Here is a 16,302-nt window from a genome sequence, read left to right on the forward strand (position 1 = left end):
AATGCGATGACCACGCGACACGAGTTTCCGCCCGCCGCCGCCCAGCACCCGGGCGGAGACGAAGCCCACGAGTTCTTCGACCTGCGCAGCGCGGTTCGGCTGCTGTGGGTGCGCAAGTGGATGCTCGTGATCCCGATTCTGTTCTGCATCGGCATCGCGACCGTCATCCTGCAGAAGGTGCCGCGTCTCTACACCGCGACGGCCGAGGTCATGCTCAACACGCGCAAGACGAATGTCGTCGACATCGAGAGCGTGGTCACAGGCATCCCGGTCGATTCGAAGTTCGTCGACGGCGAGATCGCGGTGATCAACTCGGCTCAGCTCATGAGCCGGGTGGTCGAGAAGTTGCGCCTCGACCGGGACCCCGAGTTCAACTCGGCGCTGCGCCCGCAGCCCTTCATCGGGGCGTGGATCGACGGGCTGAAGGACTCGCTGCCCGAGAAGCTGCGCCTCGCGCTAGGCCTCGAGAACGTCGAGGCGCCCGTGAGCCTCGCCGACAAGGCCGAGCGCGAGCGGCTGTCCGTGGTGCGCTCGCTCGGATCGGCGGTCGATGTCCGCCAGCGGGGCGTCTCGGTCGTGATCCTGATCGACGTCTCCTCCGAGGACCCCAGGAAGGCCGCGCTGATCGCGAACACCATTGCCGACCAGTATTTGGTCGACCAGCTCGAGGCGAAGTTCGAGGCGACCCAGCGCGCCACATCCTGGCTGAACGAGCGGGTGAACGAGTTGCGCGAGCGCGTCGAGGCGTCCGAGGCCGCGATCGAGGCCTTCAAGGCGACCCAGGCGGGCGATGAGCACGGCGTCGACGTCACCTCGCAGCAGCTGGCCGAGCTCAACTCGCAGCTCATCTCGGCCCGCGCAGGCGTGGCCGAAGCGCGAGCGCGCTATGCCCAGGTCGACCGCCGCATCCAGGAAGGCGGGATCGACGCCGCAGCCAATGTGCTATCCTCGCCGCTGATCCTTACCTTGCGCCAGCAGCGTGCCGAGCTGCAGCGCCGGCGGGCCGAGCTCTCGAACCGCTATGGCGAGCGCCACCCGACGATGATCAATCTCCAGGCCGAGATCGGCGACGTCTCCTCGGCCATCATCTCGGAGGTCCGCAAGATCGTCGAGGGGCTGCGCAACGACGTGGCCGTTGCCGAGGCGCGCGAGGCGGCGCTCGTCGAAAGCCTCGAGGCGCTCGAGGGCCGTTCGGTCAATCTGGCGCGCAGTTCCGTCGAGTTGCGCCAGCTCGAACGCGAGGCTGCCGCCGACCGGTTGATCTACGAGAACTTCCTCAACCGCTTCCGCGAGACCTCGGAGCAGGACGGCCTGCTGCAGCCCGATGCGCGGATCATCGCGAGCGCCGAGCCGCCGGCGATCCCATCCTCGCCGAAGACTAAGCTGATCGTCGCGATCGCGGGCGTGGGCGGCCTGATGGGCGGGCTGGCGCTGATCTTCCTCGTGGAGATGCTCAATCGCACCTTCCGCCTGCCCGAGGAGATCGAGGCCGCAACGGGTGCCTCGGTGCTCGCCTACATCCCCAGCCTTGGCCGGCGTTACCGCCATCGGCAGATCCTGAACTACGCGCTGAAGAAGCCCAACTCGGCCCTGTCGGAAAGCATCCGCAACCTGCGCACGGCGCTGTTCCTCGCCAATGTGGACGCGCCGCCGAAGGTCGTGATGGTCACCTCGTCGCTGTCCGGCGAGGGCAAGTCGATCACCTCGATGCTGCTGGCGCGTGCCAGCGCACAGATGCGCAAATCCTCGGTCATAGTGGACTGCGACATCCGCCGGCCGATGATGCAGGCGGCCTTCGGGCTCGAGCACCGCGACGCCGATCTGATCTCGGTGCTGCAGGACCGGACGACGCTGGAAGAGGCGATCATCTACGACGCGGAGAACCAGGTCCATGTCGTTCCGGTGATGCAGCGCTCGCCGCAGGCCGCCGACATCCTGTCGTCGCAGCGTTTCGCCAGGCTGATCGAGGAGCTGCGCAGCCGGTTCGACTTCGTCGTGCTCGACGTGCCGCCCGTGTTGCTGGTGTCGGATGCCTGCGTGGTCGGCAAGTATGCGGACCTATCGGTCTACGTCATCGCCTGGGATTCAACCCGGCGCGAGGCCGCCGCGCAGGGCATCCGGCAGTTGCGCAGCCTTGGGATCCGGGTGGCGGGGGCGGTGCTGACCTTCGTCAACCGCGACCGCGCCTCGCGTCACGCGTCATCGATGCAGTCGGCCTTCGCCTATTACGGCAATGACGACTACTACGTGAACTGATCCGGGCGCGGCGGCCTGCGGGGGCGGTTGCTCTGCGCCGCCCCGACGCCGAGGGTCATCGCCAGCAGCGCGGCCGTGGCGGGCATCTCGGGGCTGAAGTCGACCAGCCCGTGCAACCCCGCCGCGACCAGCGCCGAAAGTGCGAGCGCCGGAAGCGCGCGCCCCCGCGAGCGGGTCGCGACCCCCCGCATCAACCGCAGCCCGATTAGGCCAAGCGCGAGGAACATCAGCGCGGCGGCAGGCAGGCCAAGCTCGAAGGCGGTCTGCAGGTAGGTGTTGTGGGCGAAGTCCCACTCGGTCTTGCCAAGCTCGGCCGTGGCGAAGGGGCGGAAGCCGTCCTGGAAGGCCCCGAAGCCGTGGCCGATCAGCGGGCGCGCCGCGATCGCGCCGAGCACGGCAGCATAGACGGACCAGCGCGCGTCGCGCGAGGGGTCCTCGAAGGCGAGCCGTCCGGTCAGCCCCTGTGCCTCCTGCGCCGTGACCTGCGCCGAGACCCAGAGGCCGGCCACCAGCAGCATGGCGGGCAGCGCGATCGACCAGGTGAGCACCCGCGTCGTCGCGCCGCGCCGGTAGGCGAGGAGCGCGATCAACAGGCATAGTCCGACGCCGCTGGCCACGGTGCCGCCGCGCGATTCCGTGAGCAGGATCGCAGCGGCAAGGACGATCGCGGCGAGCGCCAGCACCCATCCGCGGGTGATCACCACCTCGATGGCGCGGAGCGGCGCCGCTTCCATCATCGGCGGAAGCTGGCTCAGCTCGCGACGGACGATCAGGCCGACCCCTGCCATCGCCGCGAGCAGCCCGAAGCCCGCATAGAGCGCATAGGCGTTGCGGTTGACAAAGCTCGAGGTCACCGTGCCTGGATAGGCTGACGGGCCGGTGATCGGGTTCACGCCGGCCCCGAGCGCGATCAAGCCATAGAGCGCCGTGACCAGCACCCACAGCGCGACCATCGACACGAAGGCGCGTGCGCGCCGGCGATCCGTGCCGGCCCGGTAGGCGATCCAGAAGATACCGCCATAGGCGATCATCCTCAGCGCCGCCTGCGCGGTGGCTGCGGGATCGGGCGTGATCCGCCCCGGCGCCACCCCGGCGGCGCTCCATGCCGGGTGGCTCCAGCCGGCCACCGCGGCCGGCAGGCCCTGAACAAGGGCCCAGGCGATGACGAGCGCCCATAGCACCGCCAGCGAGACGAGGAAGCTGCGGTCCGTCGCGTCCGGCGGTGCGGCCAGATCGCAGACGATCTGCACGACATACAATGCGATGACGGCAAGCGAAAGCGCCACCCAGACGGCCGGGCGGTTGCCGCCGAGAAAGACCGCCGACGCGCAGACGGCAGCGAAAGTGAGCCAGAACACCAAGCCCTGAAGGATCGCGACGCGGCGCGCCATGTGCGCGGGTCGGGCATGGGCCTCGGCGGGGAGCGGGGGCGTGGACATCGCGCTCAGTTCTCCGCCGGTGCCTCGGCGATGGTCGAGAAGGCCATCCAGGCCGTCTTGCCCTCGGCATCGCCGGACAGGACCAGGAAGTGCCCCCAGCGCCCGTCGCGCTCGAGCATGTGCAGGTCCACGTCCTGCGCCAGGGTGAAGCGGATCGCGTTCTCGGTGCCCGGGCCCGCGCGGGCATTCGCGAGCGAGACGACGACGCGGTGCGTCCGGCTGCGTGCGCCAGTCGCGGCGTCCGGTTCGGCCTCGCCCTGTGCCGCTGCCGGCGCCGCGGCGAGCGCGCCCGGGTTGGCCGCGTCGGTCGCCGATGGCGCGGGCTCGGCCTGCGTGGCCGAGGCAACCTCCTCGAGCACCGGCCGAGGTTGCGGCGAGGGAATCTCGGGCTCGGTCGATGCGGACCCCTCCGGCGGCGCCGGCGCGTCGGACCCGGTTGCATCCGTGGCCGGAGCGGCGGGCGCCGGCATGCGCGCGCCCGCGAGCCCCATCGGAATGGCGACGCCATCGACGTCGAGGCGCGCGAGGCGCCAGCATCCGGGATTGGCCGAGACATCCGGGCAGGCATACTCGGCCTCGCCATAGGCCGGCCGCAGGGCACCATTGCGCTCGACAAGGGCACGGAAGTCGCGCCGCCCCGTGCTCGGCGAGGTCCCTACCACGACGTCACGGAATTCGAAGGCCGGGTGGCCGTCGAGCATCTGGCCGAGCGCCGCGGTCGAGGCCTTGCGGGCGGCCTCGGCCTCCAACCGCGCCCGCGCCTCGTCGCTGTCGAAGCTGAACCACCATGCCGAAAGGCCGGCAGCGATCAGCACGGGGATAAGGACGACAAGCTTACGCACACCGATCTCCTTCACTCACAACAACAATGCACCATTACGAGACAGTTTTCCTCACTTCCCGTCCAGTGCGCTCAAATCCTCGACCCACCTTGCCCATTGTTCGCGGAATCAGGACACAGGTATGGCAAAGATTCCCGCGACTCGCGATTGTAGCTTCGCATGGAGCTTCGCCTTGGGGTAGAGTAAGCGACGGAGTTTTCGCCGTGAAGTCGGCTGCGTATCGGAGAGACACCATGAATCGCTTCGTCGTCCTCGTCGTTGCTGCAAGCCTGCCGTGGCTGGGTGCGCCGCGGGATTCGCCGGGGGCCATCGATCAGACCCTGCCAAGCGGCATCGCGGCATCGCTGCTGGACGCGCAGGATGCGCGCGGGGTCGCGGGCCTCGTCGTGCAGAGCCCCGGCTTCGCCGGCACGATCATCCGGCGCGCGGGCGAAATGGGCGTGGCGTCGGCGCCGGATTTGGTCGGGCTGGCCGTAGACCCCTCGACCCGGCCCGAGATGCTCAGGACGCTGGTTTTCGCTGCCGCCGAGGCCTCCCCCGAGGAAGCCGACGTGGTCGCCGCCGCGGCCTATCGCGCGATCGGTGCGCCCGACCGGCGCGAGATGGTCGGTGTGATCGGCGCGGCCGCGATCGACGCCGTCGAGGCATCGGGCCGGGACAAGGACTTCGTGCGCATGATGGCGATCCGCATCCATGCGGCGCTGCAGGAGCTTCTGCTGGAATTCGACCCGAAGCTGGCGGTCGAACTGGCCATGGCGACCGACGATCCGGACGACACTTTCTCCGACTTTTCGAAAAGACCGATTGACGATGTGGTCGATGCGGGTGACGATCTACCAACTCCGATCAGGTTCGAGCTTCCGAGCGAAGAACAGAATAGCGCGAGTCCGAACTGAGTAGAACGCGTCAGCCAGCGATCATGTGAAGAGATGAAGCGATACGCAGCCCTGTTCCTCACCCTGTGCATTCTTCCCGGTACAGCGTTTTCCCAGGATCGAGACGACCGGGATCGGCGCGTCGGCGTGCGCGCCGGCAGCTTCGTGTTCAAGCCGGAAGTGCGCGTGAGCGAGTCCTACGAGTCGAACTACCTCCACGTGGATTCGAACGAACAGGACACCTTCATCACCGAGATCGCGCCCGCGATGGTGATCGAATCCGACTTCAGCCGTCACGCGCTTCGTGTCACGACCTACGGCGCCTTCGGCTTCTATACGAACGACAGCGACGACAATTACATCGACTACGGCGCCCGTCTGGATGGCGTGATTGACGTGACGCGCGATCACCGCATCGTGGTGCGCGGCGGCTACAGCCGTGACCACGAGGGGCGCGGCGGCGATGACGTCCCGACCGCGGCCCGCGAGCCGGTCAAGTTCGACGAGTTCGACGCAAACCTTGCGGGCGACCTGAACTTCGGGCGCTTCCGTTTCGAGCCCTTCGTCTTCGGCGTTGACCTGGATTACCAGAGCGTCCCGCTCAACAACGGCACCATCAGCAACCAGAATGACCGCGACCGCGTCGAGTATGGCGGTGGCCTCGAGGTCGGCTATTCCGTCCGCACCGGCTACGAGGCATTCGTGCGCGGCGAGTTCAAGGAGATCGATTACGACGCGGCCGTGGACGACAACGGCCTCGACCGCGACTCGTCGGGCTTTCGCGTTCTGGGCGGCATGAACGTCGATCTCACCCGGCTGATCGAGGCCTCGGTCGGGCTCGGCTACGAGAACCGCGACTATGACGACCCAACGCTCGAGAACTTCTCGGGCTTTTCGACGAGCGGGCGCTTGCGCTGGGACATCACGCAGCGGACCTCGCTGTTTGCCACCGTCGAGCGCAATGTCGAAGAGACCACCGTAGACAATGCGTCGGCGCGGGTCGATTTCGGCGGCTCGGTCGGTGTCGAGCATGAATTGCTGCGCACGCTCGGCGTCTATGCCGGCGCCGGCTATTTCGATCGTGACTTCGAGGGCATCACGCGGAACGACGACATCTTCTTCGGGCGCATCGGCGCCGAGTGGGATGTCGCGCGCTTCGCAGCGCTGAACTTCGAGTACGAGTACGAGCATCGTGACTCGAACGTGGCGAACCTCGATTATGACGATCACACTGTTCTGCTGTCGGTGCGGTTCTTCTACTGACAACCGGAGGCGGGAACATGCGTGACGGCCGCGCGTTCACACGCGCAATCCTTGGCACATTGATGGCCGCGATGGTAATGATGTTCGCGGCAGTTGATGCCTTCGCCCAGGCCACGGGCTACCAGCTTGGCCGGGGCGACCGGCTCAGGATCAACATCTTTAACGAACCCGACCTGTCGGGGGAGTTCGAGATCGACGGCTCCGGCGTCTTCTCGATGCCCCTGATCGGCACCGTCCGGGGCGACGGGCTGACGGCTCGGCAGCTCGAGGCCGAGATCGCGCGCCTCTATGGCGAAGGCTACCTCAAGAGCCCCCAGGTCAGTGTCGAGGTGCTGAACTATCGCCCGTTCTACATCCTCGGCGAGGTCAAGACGCCGGGCAGCTATCCCTATCGCGAGGGAATGACCATCCTGAACGCGGCCGCACTTGCTGGCGGCTTCACCTATCGCGCCGACAGCAAGGACATCCGCGTCAAGCGCGACGGCAAGGAAGAGGTCAGGATGCCGCCCGACACGGTGGTCCGGCCCGGCGACATCATTCGCGTGACCGAGCGCATCTTCTGAGCCGGGCGGGCGCGAGGCCTTTGGCGCGGCTGTGTCAGGGGCGGCAGATCAGTTCCCCCGAAACGCTTGCCACGTCGCCGTCGCAGGGCAGGCGCAGACGCGTCTCGAACACGCGGCCCGCATCGTCGGCGCAGTTGGCGACGAGGATGTCGTCCTGCACGATCCGCGAAGCCGTGCAGCGCTCGCGATAGCTGCCGCCCGGTACGTCGAGCCTCGGGGCGGGGCCCGAGAAGCCGCAGGCGAGGCGTCCATCCTCGACCGTGATGACGTCGAGGCATGGCAGCGCGAGGGAGGTCTCGACCCATCGATTGCGCTTGTCGCGGCACTCGGCCACCAGAAGGCTGTCGTTGTCGGTCACGCGCTCTCCACGGCACTGCGTGCGGTAGGGGCCTTCCGGCACCGTCAGCCGCCCGCCATCGTCGTCGCAGACCAGCCATCCGTCGCGGTTCTCGATGCGGCCGAAGCAGGGCAGGGTCAGCGTTGTCCGGAAATATTCGCCTGCATCGTTGCGGCATTCGGCAACCAGCCTGCGCGCGTCGGGCATGCGGGCGTCGCGGCACGAATCGCGATAGCTGCCGCGCGGGAGCCCATCATCCTCGGGCAGGATCTCGGGCACGACCGAGCAGCCCTGCGTCCCAAGCGCCACGCTCAGGAAGGCGGCGGCGAGGAGGCGTGGAAGATGTGTCTCGGGCATGGGTTGCGTCTCGGTTGCGTCGTCGGGCGGGCCGGCGATATGCCGGTGCGGGACAGGCCGCACCCGGCAGACGGACGCAACGCCTAACGCGAAGTCTAGCAGATCATTGCCGCTTCGCGAGGAAAAGCCGAGGCCTGGGCAGCTTCGCCGTTTCACGCGGAAACGAGGGGGACTGCGGCGACGTGCCGGGCAGATCGTTGCCGGCCGCGCCGGGCTGGCGCGGCCGGAGGGCGCGGATGGCGCCGCGGCGTCTCAGGCCTCGATGACGGAAATCCGGTAGCCGGGCTGCACGCCGATCGCGTCGGTCGCGAATCCGGTGGCGGCCATCGGCTTGCTGCTCAGCGGATCGGCCGCGACAGAACTGCCGGGCGCGACCACCGTGTAGCGGAAGTTCACGTCCGATTCGACGATCGCGACGGTCGCCTCGGCAGGCGCAGCCGGCGACGAGACCGCGACCGGCCCCACCACCAGGCTGGTGAAGCCGAGTTCGGGTTCATTCGCAACGGGCAGTTCATTGTAGCGGACATCCTTAGTGGCGCCGTCGTGCCACCAGATCTTCAGTGTCCCGGGCATCCTTGCCTCCTCGCGCGTGGCCACCCGGGCGGCATGGCCGGGGCCGGGCGTCATGGTTCAAGCTTCAGCGGCGCGGCTGGACGGCCCGCCGCGGTGAGTGCTGGAGAGGAAGGAAGCATGTCCGTTGCTGACGCGCCGTTCCGCTCGCCAGCCGGACGCGGCTCCGCCATGGGGCCGGTCAGGCGGTCATGAATACGCAAGGAGGGTTGAGGAAAGGTTAAGCCGCGCGTGGTGCGCGGGCCGTCGGTCGCAGCACGCCGGGGCCGTGCTCAGTCGGTGCCCAGCCGGTCGCGCAGGCGGGCAACGTCGAGGATGCGAAGGCTGCGCCCTTTGCGCTCGATCAGGCCGAGGTCCTTGAGCTTCGACATGTCCCGCCCCACCGACTCGCGCTGCGAGAAGATGACGGTCGCAAGCTCCTGCTGCGTGGGCAGGGGATCGGCCAGTGCCGTGCCCGGTCGTGTCGGGTCGGGGACCGAGATCCGCAGAAGCTCGGAGATCAGCCGCTGCTCGGCATTCAGCGTCGTCACGTCGGTGACGCGTTCCGAAAGGCTGCGGATCCGGTTGATGAGGTAATGCAGGAAGGCCCGAGTGACGTCGCTGTTCGTGTAGAGCACATCGTTGAAGCGCTGCGCCGACATGCGCGCGAGCCGGGATTCCTCGATCGCGACGACATTGGTGGAGCGGGGCTGGCCGTCGATCGCGGCGAAGATCCCGAAGGATTCGCCCGGCGTCAGATCCGAGAGCATCACCTCCTTGCCCTGGTTCGTGTAGGTTGCGGCGCGCGCCCGACCCGAGAGGATGAAGAACACGTCGTCATCAGTGTCGTCGGCGCTGACGATCATCGCCCCGGCGGAATACCGCGCCTCGACCCATGCCGCGGAGAGGGCAGCGCGGCCGGCGGCTCCGCATCGGTCGAGCGTGCTGTCCTTCGGAAAGTCGTCGTCAGCGCCCGGCATCCGCGGTCCCCTGTGAATCCATGTTCACATTCCATCGATTCCGTCTGATGGCCCAGCTTGGGCGGTGTTCGCAATGAATTAGATCAAATTCTGCCGGTTGCCCGGCCGCAATGTGAAACTTCTCACAGCCCGACGGCGCGGAGCCATGCGACAGCGGGTGTGTCGGCGCCTCCCCGCCGAGCACAGGGCGTGCGGGGCGGGGGCGGTCCGGGGGGACCGAGTTGGTCGGCGTGCGTTCCGTAGGTACCTTGCGTAAATCGGTGCAGCGGGCGGCTTTCTCCGGGGCCGCCCGTTTTACCGTCCGCCCTGGGTGGCCTCGGCCAGCGTCTTGAGGTCGAGCGCGCTGTCGGCAATGGCCGCAGGACTGGGAGAGTGGCCCATCTCGAGCCAGCGCTTTCCCTGCATGTAGGCCTTGGGATCGTTCATCGCGTCCACCGCGAGGAAGCGATCGCCCTCGAAATACCAGACCGATTCGGCGCCCGCGCGCGTGCCGGGGCGCCGGACCGTGCGGGTGTAGCCCAGATTGAGCCCAGCGATCTGAAGCCGTGCCGCGTACTGGTCCGACCAGAACCATGGGACCGGGCGATAGGGCGCGGTCGCACCGTGGATCGCGTTCGCGGCGTGTTCGGCCATGTCGATGGCGTTCTGCACGGACTCGAGCCGCACCCGTCCGCCGCGCCACGGGAACGAGGCACAGTCCCCGGCCGCGAAGATCGCCGGATCGGACGTGCGGCACATCTGGTCGGCCGCGATGCCGTTCTCGATCCGCAGCCCGGTGCGCTCGGCCAGCGCGGTGGCGGGATCGACCCCGACGCCGACCACGACGAAATCGACAGCCAGCGACTCGCCCCCGGCCAGAACCGCGCGGGCGACGCGCCCGTCCTCGCCTTCGAGCCGCTCGAGCCCCGTGCCTTCGCGCATGTCGACGCCGTTCGAGCGGTGCAGGCGGCGGAAGAACTCGGCGGTCTCGGGCGCCGCGACGCGTCCGAGAATGCGCGGCGCGGCCTCGATCAGCGTGACGGCAAGGCCCTTCTGCGCCGCGACCGCCGCGGCCTCGAGCCCGATATAACCACCGCCCACGATCAGCACGCGACGCCCCTCGGCGAATTCGGGCCGCATCGCGTCGACATCGGCCAGCGTGCGCACGGTGTAGACCCCGGCGAGGTCACCGCCGATGGCGGCCGGCAGGCGGCGGGGCACCGCGCCCGTCGTCAGCGCCACGACGTCATAGCCGAGGCGCCGACCGGCGGTGACCACCTCGCGCGACGCGCGGTCGATCGCCTCGACCCGTTCGCCGGTGACCAGCGTGATGTTGCGCTCGGCATAGAAGCGGCGGGGCTTGAGATGCAGCCGCTCGACCGTCATCTCGCCGAGGAGGTATTTCTTCGACAGCGGCGGGCGCTGGTAAGGGATCTCGGCCTCGTCCCCGATCAGGGTGATGGGCCCCGAATGTCCCAGGTCGCGAAGCTTCGCGGCCAGCGAATGACCCGCCTGACCGGCGCCGATGACGACGACTCTGCGGCCCATGCTCTCCTCCCGTTGTTCTTGGTATACCAGATGCCAGATCCGGCAGCGGAATGCAATCCCCAAGATCCGGAAGGCCAAGGGCCGCGCCCCCTGCAGGGCGCGGCCCTCCGATCGTGGGGTCCGGGCGCGTCAGCCCGCGGTCAGCAGCGGCGTGGCTTTCCCGCCCGTCAGCCGCGGCTTGTCGGGCGGCAGGATTTGCAGGTCGATCTTGCCATCCTTCACCCCGATTCGCACGACGCCGCCCTTGGCGAGCCGGCCGAACAGCAGCTCCTCGGCCAGCGGCTTCTTGATATGTTCCTGGATCACGCGGCCCAGAGGGCGGGCGCCCATGGTCATGTCGTAGCCCTTTTCGGCCAGCCATTCGGCGGCGGGGCGGGTCAGGTCGATCGAGACGCCGCGATCCATGAGCTGGGCTTCGAGCTGGAGGACGAATTTCTCGACCACCTGGAGGATCACCTCGCGCGGCAACGCGCCAAACGAGATCACTGCATCCAGCCGGTTGCGGAACTCGGGGCTGAACATCCGCTCGATGGCGGCCTGGTCCTCGCCCTCGCGCCGCTCGCGGCCGAAGCCGATGGCGGCCTTGGCCTGCTCCTGCGCGCCCGCGTTCGAGGTCATGATCAGGATCACGTTGCGGAAGTTCACCTGCTTGCCGTTGTGATCGGTCAGCTTCCCGTGGTCCATCACCTGCAGGAGGATGTTGAACACGTCCGGATGCGCCTTCTCGATCTCGTCGAGCAGCAGCACGCAGTGCGGGTGCTGGTCCACGCCATCGGTCAGGAGCCCGCCCTGGTCGAAGCCGACATAACCCGGCGGCGCGCCGATCAGGCGGCTCACCGAATGCTTCTCCATGTATTCCGACATGTCGAAGCGCAGCATCTCGACGCCCAGAATCGAGGCAAGCTGCTTCGCCACCTCGGTCTTGCCGACGCCGGTGGGGCCAGCGAACAGGTAGCAGCCGATCGGCTTCTCGGGCTCGCGCAGGCCCGCGCGGGCGAGCTTGATGGCCGAGGCGAGCGCGTCGATCGCCGTCTCCTGCCCGAACACCACGCGCTTGAGCGAGCCCTCGAGGTCGCGCAGCGTCTCGGCGTCGCTCTTCGAGACGGTCTTGGGCGGGATGCGCGCGATCTTCGAGACCACCGCCTCGATCTCCTTCGGCGTGATCGTCTTGCGGCGCTTGGCCACCGGCAGCAGGTGCTGGGCCGCGCCCGCCTCGTCGATCACGTCGATTGCCTTGTCGGGAAGCTTGCGGTCGTTGATGTAGCGCGCCGAGAGATCGACCGCCGACTTGATCGCGTCGGCGGTGTACTTCACGTCGTGATGCTCCTCGAAGAAGGGCTTCAAGCCCTTCAGGATCTTGACCGTGTCGTCGATCGTGGGCTCGTTCACGTCGATCTTCTGGAAGCGCCGGCTCAGCGCACGGTCCTTCTCGAAGTGCTGGCGGAATTCGTTGTAGGTGGTCGAACCCATGCAGCGCAGCGTGCCCGACTGGAGCGCGGGCTTCAGCAGGTTCGAGGCGTCCATCGCCCCGCCCGTGGTCGCACCCGCGCCGATCACCGTGTGGATCTCGTCGATGAACAGGATCGCGTCGGGGTGTTCCTCCAACTCCTTGATGACCGACTTCAGCCTCTCCTCGAAATCGCCGCGGTAGCGCGTGCCGGCAAGCAGCGCGCCCATGTCGAGCGAGTAGATCGTGGCGCCCTCCAGCACCTCGGGCACCTCGCCGAGAATGATCTTGCGCGCGAGCCCCTCGGCGATCGCGGTCTTGCCGACGCCGGGGTCGCCCACCAGCAACGGATTGTTCTTGCGCCGGCGGCACAGCACCTGGATGCAGCGCTCTACTTCCAGCTCGCGCCCGATCAGCGGGTCGACCCGGCCTTGGCGCGCCTTGGCGTTGAGATCCACGCAGAATTTGCCCAGCGAGGTTTCCTCGGCCTTCTCGTCGCGGCTGCTGGCGCGCGTGTTCTGCTGCTCGGCCTCGGGCTCCTCGGCGCCCCGCACGGCGCGGCTCTCGCCGAAGGCGGGGTCCTTGGCGACACCGTGGCTGAGGAAATTGACCGCGTCATAGCGGGTCATGTCCTGTTCCTGCAGGAAGAACGCGGCATGGCTCTCGCGCTCGTTGAAGATCGCGACCAGAACGTTCGCGCCCGTGACCTCCGAGCGGCCCGAGGACTGGACATGGATCGCCGCGCGCTGGATCACCCGCTGGAAGCCTGTCGAGGGCGTCGCCTCGGCGCCTTCGCCATCGAACACCAGCGTTTCCAGTTCGGTGTCCACGAAACGCGTCAGCGTCGCGCGCAACTCGCCCAGATCGACCGAGCAGGCGCGCATGACGCGCGCCGCGTCGGGCTCGTCGATCAGCGCCAGCAGCAGGTGCTCGAGCGTCGCGAGCTCGTGCCGCCGGGCATTCGCGAGCCCGATCGCGCGATGGATCGCGTCTTCGAGCGTTGCGGTCAGTGAGGGCATCGAACTCTCCTATGGGCCGGCCACCGGCATACCCGCAGGGTCCGCGCGCATCGCGGCTCACCCGTCAGGCATGCGCATATCGATTATCTTGGGCCTCTCAGGCCCGCGATCAAGCGCAACTTCGCGTGTGCCGCGAATAATGCGCGATCACTCTTTCTCCATCGTGCATTGCAACGGATGCTGGTTCGATCTGGCGCAGTCCATGACCTGCGTGACCTTGGTCTCGGCGATCTCGAACGGATAGACGCCAACGACCGCGACACCCTTGTTGTGCACGGTGAGCATGATGTCCACGGCGCGGCCATGGTCCATGTTGAAGAAGCGCTGCAGGACGTAGACGACGAACTCCATCGGCGTGTAGTCGTCGTTGAGCATGAGGACCTTGTAGAGCGAGGGCCGCTTGGTCTTGGGCTTGGCCTTGACCGCGAGCCCGGCCTTGCCTCGCCCGCCGCCGTTGTCGTCGCCCGCGCTCGCACGGATGGCCACAGCGCCGCCATGCGGCGGGCGCGTCGGGATCGCGTCAAGGCGGTCGGCGGTCGGCGTCATGGCGTCAGTCTTCCGGGCGGCGTCTCGGTCGGGGCCTGCGCGTGCGAAGGCGCGGGGCCCGGTCCTGCCCGCCAGCATATATTCGCCACGCCGGAATAGGAAAGGGGGGCCGAGGCCCCCCTTTGATCGGTGTCGCGTCTCGTGCGCGAGGCTCAGGCGCCGAGGCCCTTGAACGCGCCGACGGCGGCGTTGAAGCGGGCATTGACCGGCTCGGCCGCGTCCTTCGAGGCAGCGGTCAGGATCTCGTTCACCTTGGTCGCCTGGGCGACGAAGCCCTCGATCGCGCTCTTGCCGAAGGCGGTCTGCTTCTCGACCAGTTCGCTGATCGACTTGCAGGCGGTCATGTCCTTGGCGGCGGCGAGGCTGTCCTCGTAGGCCTTCTTCGAGTAGGCGAGCATCTCGGCGTTCACCGTCTCGATCGCCTTGGCGGCGATCTTCGACGAGGTCACCAGCGCCTCGACATTCTCCTGGCCGAAGGCGGCGGCGTCCTCGACGCCCTTCGCGACCTTCTCGACGTTCTGCTCGATGGTCTTCTGCGCCTCGGTGGCGAAGTCTTCGACCTTCTTCGTGGCGGTCTTGGTCATCTCGCGTCTCCTTGCGATGCCGCGCAGCGCGCGGGCTTGAACTTTGCGATGCCGGTGCGGTCCGACTTGACCGAAGATGTAGGAGAAATGCTGCGCCGCGTCAAGAATGATGGTGCGTTGCACAAATTCCTGCGACGCCCCGCCGCGCCGGGCTCGCCGGACAGACGTTAAGATCCTGTTAGCCAAAATGAGACAAAAGGGGATTCTCAATCTGCCGACAGTCTGTTAGGCTGCTTTTCAAAAGCAGGCGATGGAAGCGGTCAGTCAGAGCCGCGCCGAGGCAGAGTTCAGTGAGGCGGGGGTGGCAATGAGACTCCTCGGGCGGGGAATCATACTTGTGGCGTTGTGCACCGTGGTGGCCGTGGTATCGGTTCCTGCGAAGGCGGCGCCCTATGCGGCGATCGTGATGGACATGCGCGACGGCAGTGTCCTTCACGCCGACAATGCCGACCGGGTGCAACACCCGGCATCGCTCACAAAGATGATGACGCTCTATCTCGCCTTCGAGGCGGTCGAGAGCGGGCAGCTTGGTCTCGATCAGTCGGTGCGCGTCTCGCGCAACGCGGCGCGGCAGCCGCCGTCGAAGCTCTACCTCAAGGAAGGCTCGCGGGTGACCATCCGCAGCCTGATCCGCGCCGCCGCGATCAAGTCGGCGAACGATGCCGCGATGGTGCTGGCCGAGGCGATCGGCGGGTCCGAGGCGGGCTTCGCCAAGCTCATGACCGACAAGGCGCGCGCGCTGGGCATGCGGAACACGACCTTCCGCAACCCGCATGGCCTCACCGAGAAGGGGCATGTGACGACCGCGCGCGACATGGCGATCCTCGCGCGGCACCTCTATTTCGATTTTCCCGCGTACTACAACGTCTTCAGCAAGCGCAGCGACATCGCCGCGGGCAAGCGGATCTGGACCACGAACCGGCTGCTGGGCAGCTACCGCGGCGCCGAGGGGATGAAGACCGGCTACACCCGCGCGGCGGGCTACAATCTCGTGGCCGTCGCGGCGCGCGGCAGCGAGCGGGTCATCGCCGTCGTGCTCGGCGGGCGCAGCTCGCGCGCCCGGAACGACAAGGTGGCCGAGCTGCTCGACCTCGGCTTCCGCAAGGCGCCGACCCGCGTCGCCATCGTCCGCCCGCAGGCTGCCGCGGTGCAGACCCGCGTGGCCGAGGCCCCGATCCCCGAGCCGAAGCCCGAGCTGGCACCGACGGGCCTAGCCGCGCTATCGGAGGCGTTCTCGAGCGAGGCGGTTGCTGCGACGCGGCCAAGTGCGCCAGTCGTCACCGCGGGCGGTCGCGGCACCCGCCATGCTCCGGTGCGCGCGGCCCTGCCCCGCATCAAGCCGGGCAGTGGCGGCACGCGCATCGCTCTGGTCGAGCCCAAGCCGATGCCCGTGGCGCGCCCCGACTGGTCGGTGACGCTGGGCGAGTATCGCGATCAGGCCGAGGCGGTGGCCATCGCGACCTCCGTGTCGCTGGCCGACATCGCCGGGCTCGACGGCGCCGCTCCTCGGATCGAGGAGGTGAACGGCGCGCGCGGCAAGCTCTACAGGGTCGAGGTGACCGGCCTCGATCCGCGCGCGGCCGAGTCGACCTGCTCGACCTTGCGCGCGCACGGGACTGCCTGCTCGGCGATCAGCCCGCAGGACTGAGCAATGGGCGCGCCGGTGCGCGCGCCTTATCCGGTCTCCCTGTCGAACCTTGCCCCCGTCGTCTCGGCGG

14 protein-coding genes are annotated in these 16,302 nt (G+C 67.9%); 5 read left to right on the top strand and 9 right to left on the bottom strand.

What is annotated here, in order from left to right:
- Positions 1–6 precede the first annotated feature (6 nt).
- A complete protein-coding gene (locus tag M1105_RS12995; protein WP_249580805.1) occupies positions 7–2,256 on the top strand; it encodes a GumC family protein in 2,250 nt (749 codons plus the stop codon).
- Here M1105_RS12995 and M1105_RS13000 read toward each other — a convergent pair.
- Both M1105_RS13000 and M1105_RS13005 read right to left on the bottom strand, forming a co-directional pair.
- Positions 2,244–3,695 carry an O-antigen ligase family protein gene (locus M1105_RS13000; RefSeq protein WP_249580806.1) on the bottom strand — a complete coding sequence of 484 codons (1,452 nt, stop codon included), beginning with the start codon at positions 3,693–3,695 and terminating at the stop codon, positions 2,244–2,246. The two genes, M1105_RS12995 and M1105_RS13000, sit on opposite strands and share 13 nt — an antisense overlap.
- A gap of 5 nt (positions 3,696–3,700) precedes the next feature.
- Positions 3,701–4,537: a hypothetical protein gene (locus M1105_RS13005; protein ID WP_249580807.1), complete on the bottom strand. Its 837-nt coding sequence runs from the start codon at positions 4,535–4,537 to the stop codon at positions 3,701–3,703.
- A 233-nt stretch (positions 4,538–4,770) separates the two neighbouring features.
- On the opposite strand from M1105_RS13005, the gene M1105_RS13010 reads away from it, so the two are divergent.
- From M1105_RS13010 to M1105_RS13020, 3 genes are read left to right on the top strand one after another with little or no spacing between them, the layout of a single operon-like run.
- On the top strand, positions 4,771–5,433 hold the full coding sequence (locus tag M1105_RS13010) for a hypothetical protein (RefSeq protein WP_249580808.1): 663 nt from the start codon (positions 4,771–4,773) through the stop codon (positions 5,431–5,433).
- Between the two features lie 33 nt (positions 5,434–5,466).
- Positions 5,467–6,675, top strand: a complete 1,209-nt coding sequence (locus M1105_RS13015) for an outer membrane beta-barrel protein (RefSeq protein ID WP_264759628.1) — start codon at positions 5,467–5,469, stop codon at positions 6,673–6,675.
- A gap of 17 nt (positions 6,676–6,692) precedes the next feature.
- The gene (locus M1105_RS13020; RefSeq protein WP_249580810.1) at positions 6,693–7,238 is read left to right on the top strand and encodes a polysaccharide biosynthesis/export family protein; all 546 of its coding nucleotides are present in this window, start codon (positions 6,693–6,695) and stop codon (positions 7,236–7,238) included.
- A 34-nt stretch (positions 7,239–7,272) separates the two neighbouring features.
- Here the strand turns inward: M1105_RS13020 and M1105_RS13025 are convergent, their stop codons facing one another.
- The 7 genes from M1105_RS13025 to M1105_RS13055 form a co-directional block, all read right to left on the bottom strand.
- A complete protein-coding gene (locus M1105_RS13025) occupies positions 7,273–7,932 on the bottom strand; it encodes a CVNH domain-containing protein (RefSeq protein ID WP_249580811.1) in 660 nt (219 codons plus the stop codon).
- A gap of 252 nt (positions 7,933–8,184) precedes the next feature.
- Positions 8,185–8,505, bottom strand: coding sequence for a hypothetical protein (locus M1105_RS13030; RefSeq protein WP_249580812.1), 321 nt, complete (start codon positions 8,503–8,505; stop codon positions 8,185–8,187).
- Between the two features lie 269 nt (positions 8,506–8,774).
- On the bottom strand, positions 8,775–9,461 hold the full coding sequence (locus M1105_RS13035) for a Crp/Fnr family transcriptional regulator (RefSeq protein ID WP_249580813.1): 687 nt from the start codon (positions 9,459–9,461) through the stop codon (positions 8,775–8,777).
- Between the two features lie 294 nt (positions 9,462–9,755).
- Positions 9,756–10,988, bottom strand: a complete 1,233-nt coding sequence (locus M1105_RS13040) for an NAD(P)/FAD-dependent oxidoreductase (protein WP_249580814.1) — start codon at positions 10,986–10,988, stop codon at positions 9,756–9,758.
- A 129-nt stretch (positions 10,989–11,117) separates the two neighbouring features.
- The gene (gene clpA, locus M1105_RS13045) at positions 11,118–13,454 is read right to left on the bottom strand and encodes an ATP-dependent Clp protease ATP-binding subunit ClpA (protein ID WP_249580815.1); all 2,337 of its coding nucleotides are present in this window, start codon (positions 13,452–13,454) and stop codon (positions 11,118–11,120) included.
- A gap of 147 nt (positions 13,455–13,601) precedes the next feature.
- Positions 13,602–14,000, bottom strand: a complete 399-nt coding sequence (clpS, locus tag M1105_RS13050; protein ID WP_249580816.1) for an ATP-dependent Clp protease adapter ClpS — start codon at positions 13,998–14,000, stop codon at positions 13,602–13,604.
- 152 nt (positions 14,001–14,152) lie between these two features.
- Positions 14,153–14,584, bottom strand: coding sequence for a phasin family protein (locus tag M1105_RS13055; RefSeq protein ID WP_249580817.1), 432 nt, complete (start codon positions 14,582–14,584; stop codon positions 14,153–14,155).
- A 307-nt stretch (positions 14,585–14,891) separates the two neighbouring features.
- On the opposite strand from M1105_RS13055, the gene M1105_RS13060 reads away from it, so the two are divergent.
- Positions 14,892–16,232 (top strand): D-alanyl-D-alanine carboxypeptidase family protein, encoded by a 1,341-nt coding sequence (locus M1105_RS13060; RefSeq protein WP_249581026.1) that lies wholly within the window; start codon positions 14,892–14,894, stop codon positions 16,230–16,232.
- Positions 16,233–16,302 lie beyond the last annotated feature (70 nt).

The sequence above is a fragment of the Thermohalobaculum sediminis genome (assembly GCF_023487995.1).
GTDB classification, from domain to species: Bacteria; Pseudomonadota; Alphaproteobacteria; order Rhodobacterales; family Rhodobacteraceae; genus Thermohalobaculum; species Thermohalobaculum sediminis.

Coding starts and splice junctions, on each gene's coding strand:
- clpA (WP_249580815.1), bottom strand. CDS start 13,454: ATGCCCTCACTGACCGCAACGCTCGAAGACGCGATCCATCGCGCGATC.
- M1105_RS12995 (WP_249580805.1), top strand. CDS start 7: ATGACCACGCGACACGAGTTTCCGCCCGCCGCCGCCCAGCACCCGGGC.
- M1105_RS13010 (WP_249580808.1), top strand. CDS start 4,771: ATGAATCGCTTCGTCGTCCTCGTCGTTGCTGCAAGCCTGCCGTGGCTG.
- M1105_RS13000 (WP_249580806.1), bottom strand. CDS start 3,695: ATGTCCACGCCCCCGCTCCCCGCCGAGGCCCATGCCCGACCCGCGCAC.
- M1105_RS13060 (WP_249581026.1), top strand. CDS start 14,892: ATGAGACTCCTCGGGCGGGGAATCATACTTGTGGCGTTGTGCACCGTG.
- M1105_RS13030 (WP_249580812.1), bottom strand. CDS start 8,505: ATGCCCGGGACACTGAAGATCTGGTGGCACGACGGCGCCACTAAGGAT.
- M1105_RS13020 (WP_249580810.1), top strand. CDS start 6,693: ATGCGTGACGGCCGCGCGTTCACACGCGCAATCCTTGGCACATTGATG.
- clpS (WP_249580816.1), bottom strand. CDS start 14,000: ATGACGCCGACCGCCGACCGCCTTGACGCGATCCCGACGCGCCCGCCG.
- M1105_RS13055 (WP_249580817.1), bottom strand. CDS start 14,584: ATGACCAAGACCGCCACGAAGAAGGTCGAAGACTTCGCCACCGAGGCG.
- M1105_RS13035 (WP_249580813.1), bottom strand. CDS start 9,461: ATGCCGGGCGCTGACGACGACTTTCCGAAGGACAGCACGCTCGACCGA.
- M1105_RS13040 (WP_249580814.1), bottom strand. CDS start 10,988: ATGGGCCGCAGAGTCGTCGTCATCGGCGCCGGTCAGGCGGGTCATTCG.
- M1105_RS13025 (WP_249580811.1), bottom strand. CDS start 7,932: ATGCCCGAGACACATCTTCCACGCCTCCTCGCCGCCGCCTTCCTGAGC.
- M1105_RS13015 (WP_264759628.1), top strand. CDS start 5,467: ATGAAGCGATACGCAGCCCTGTTCCTCACCCTGTGCATTCTTCCCGGT.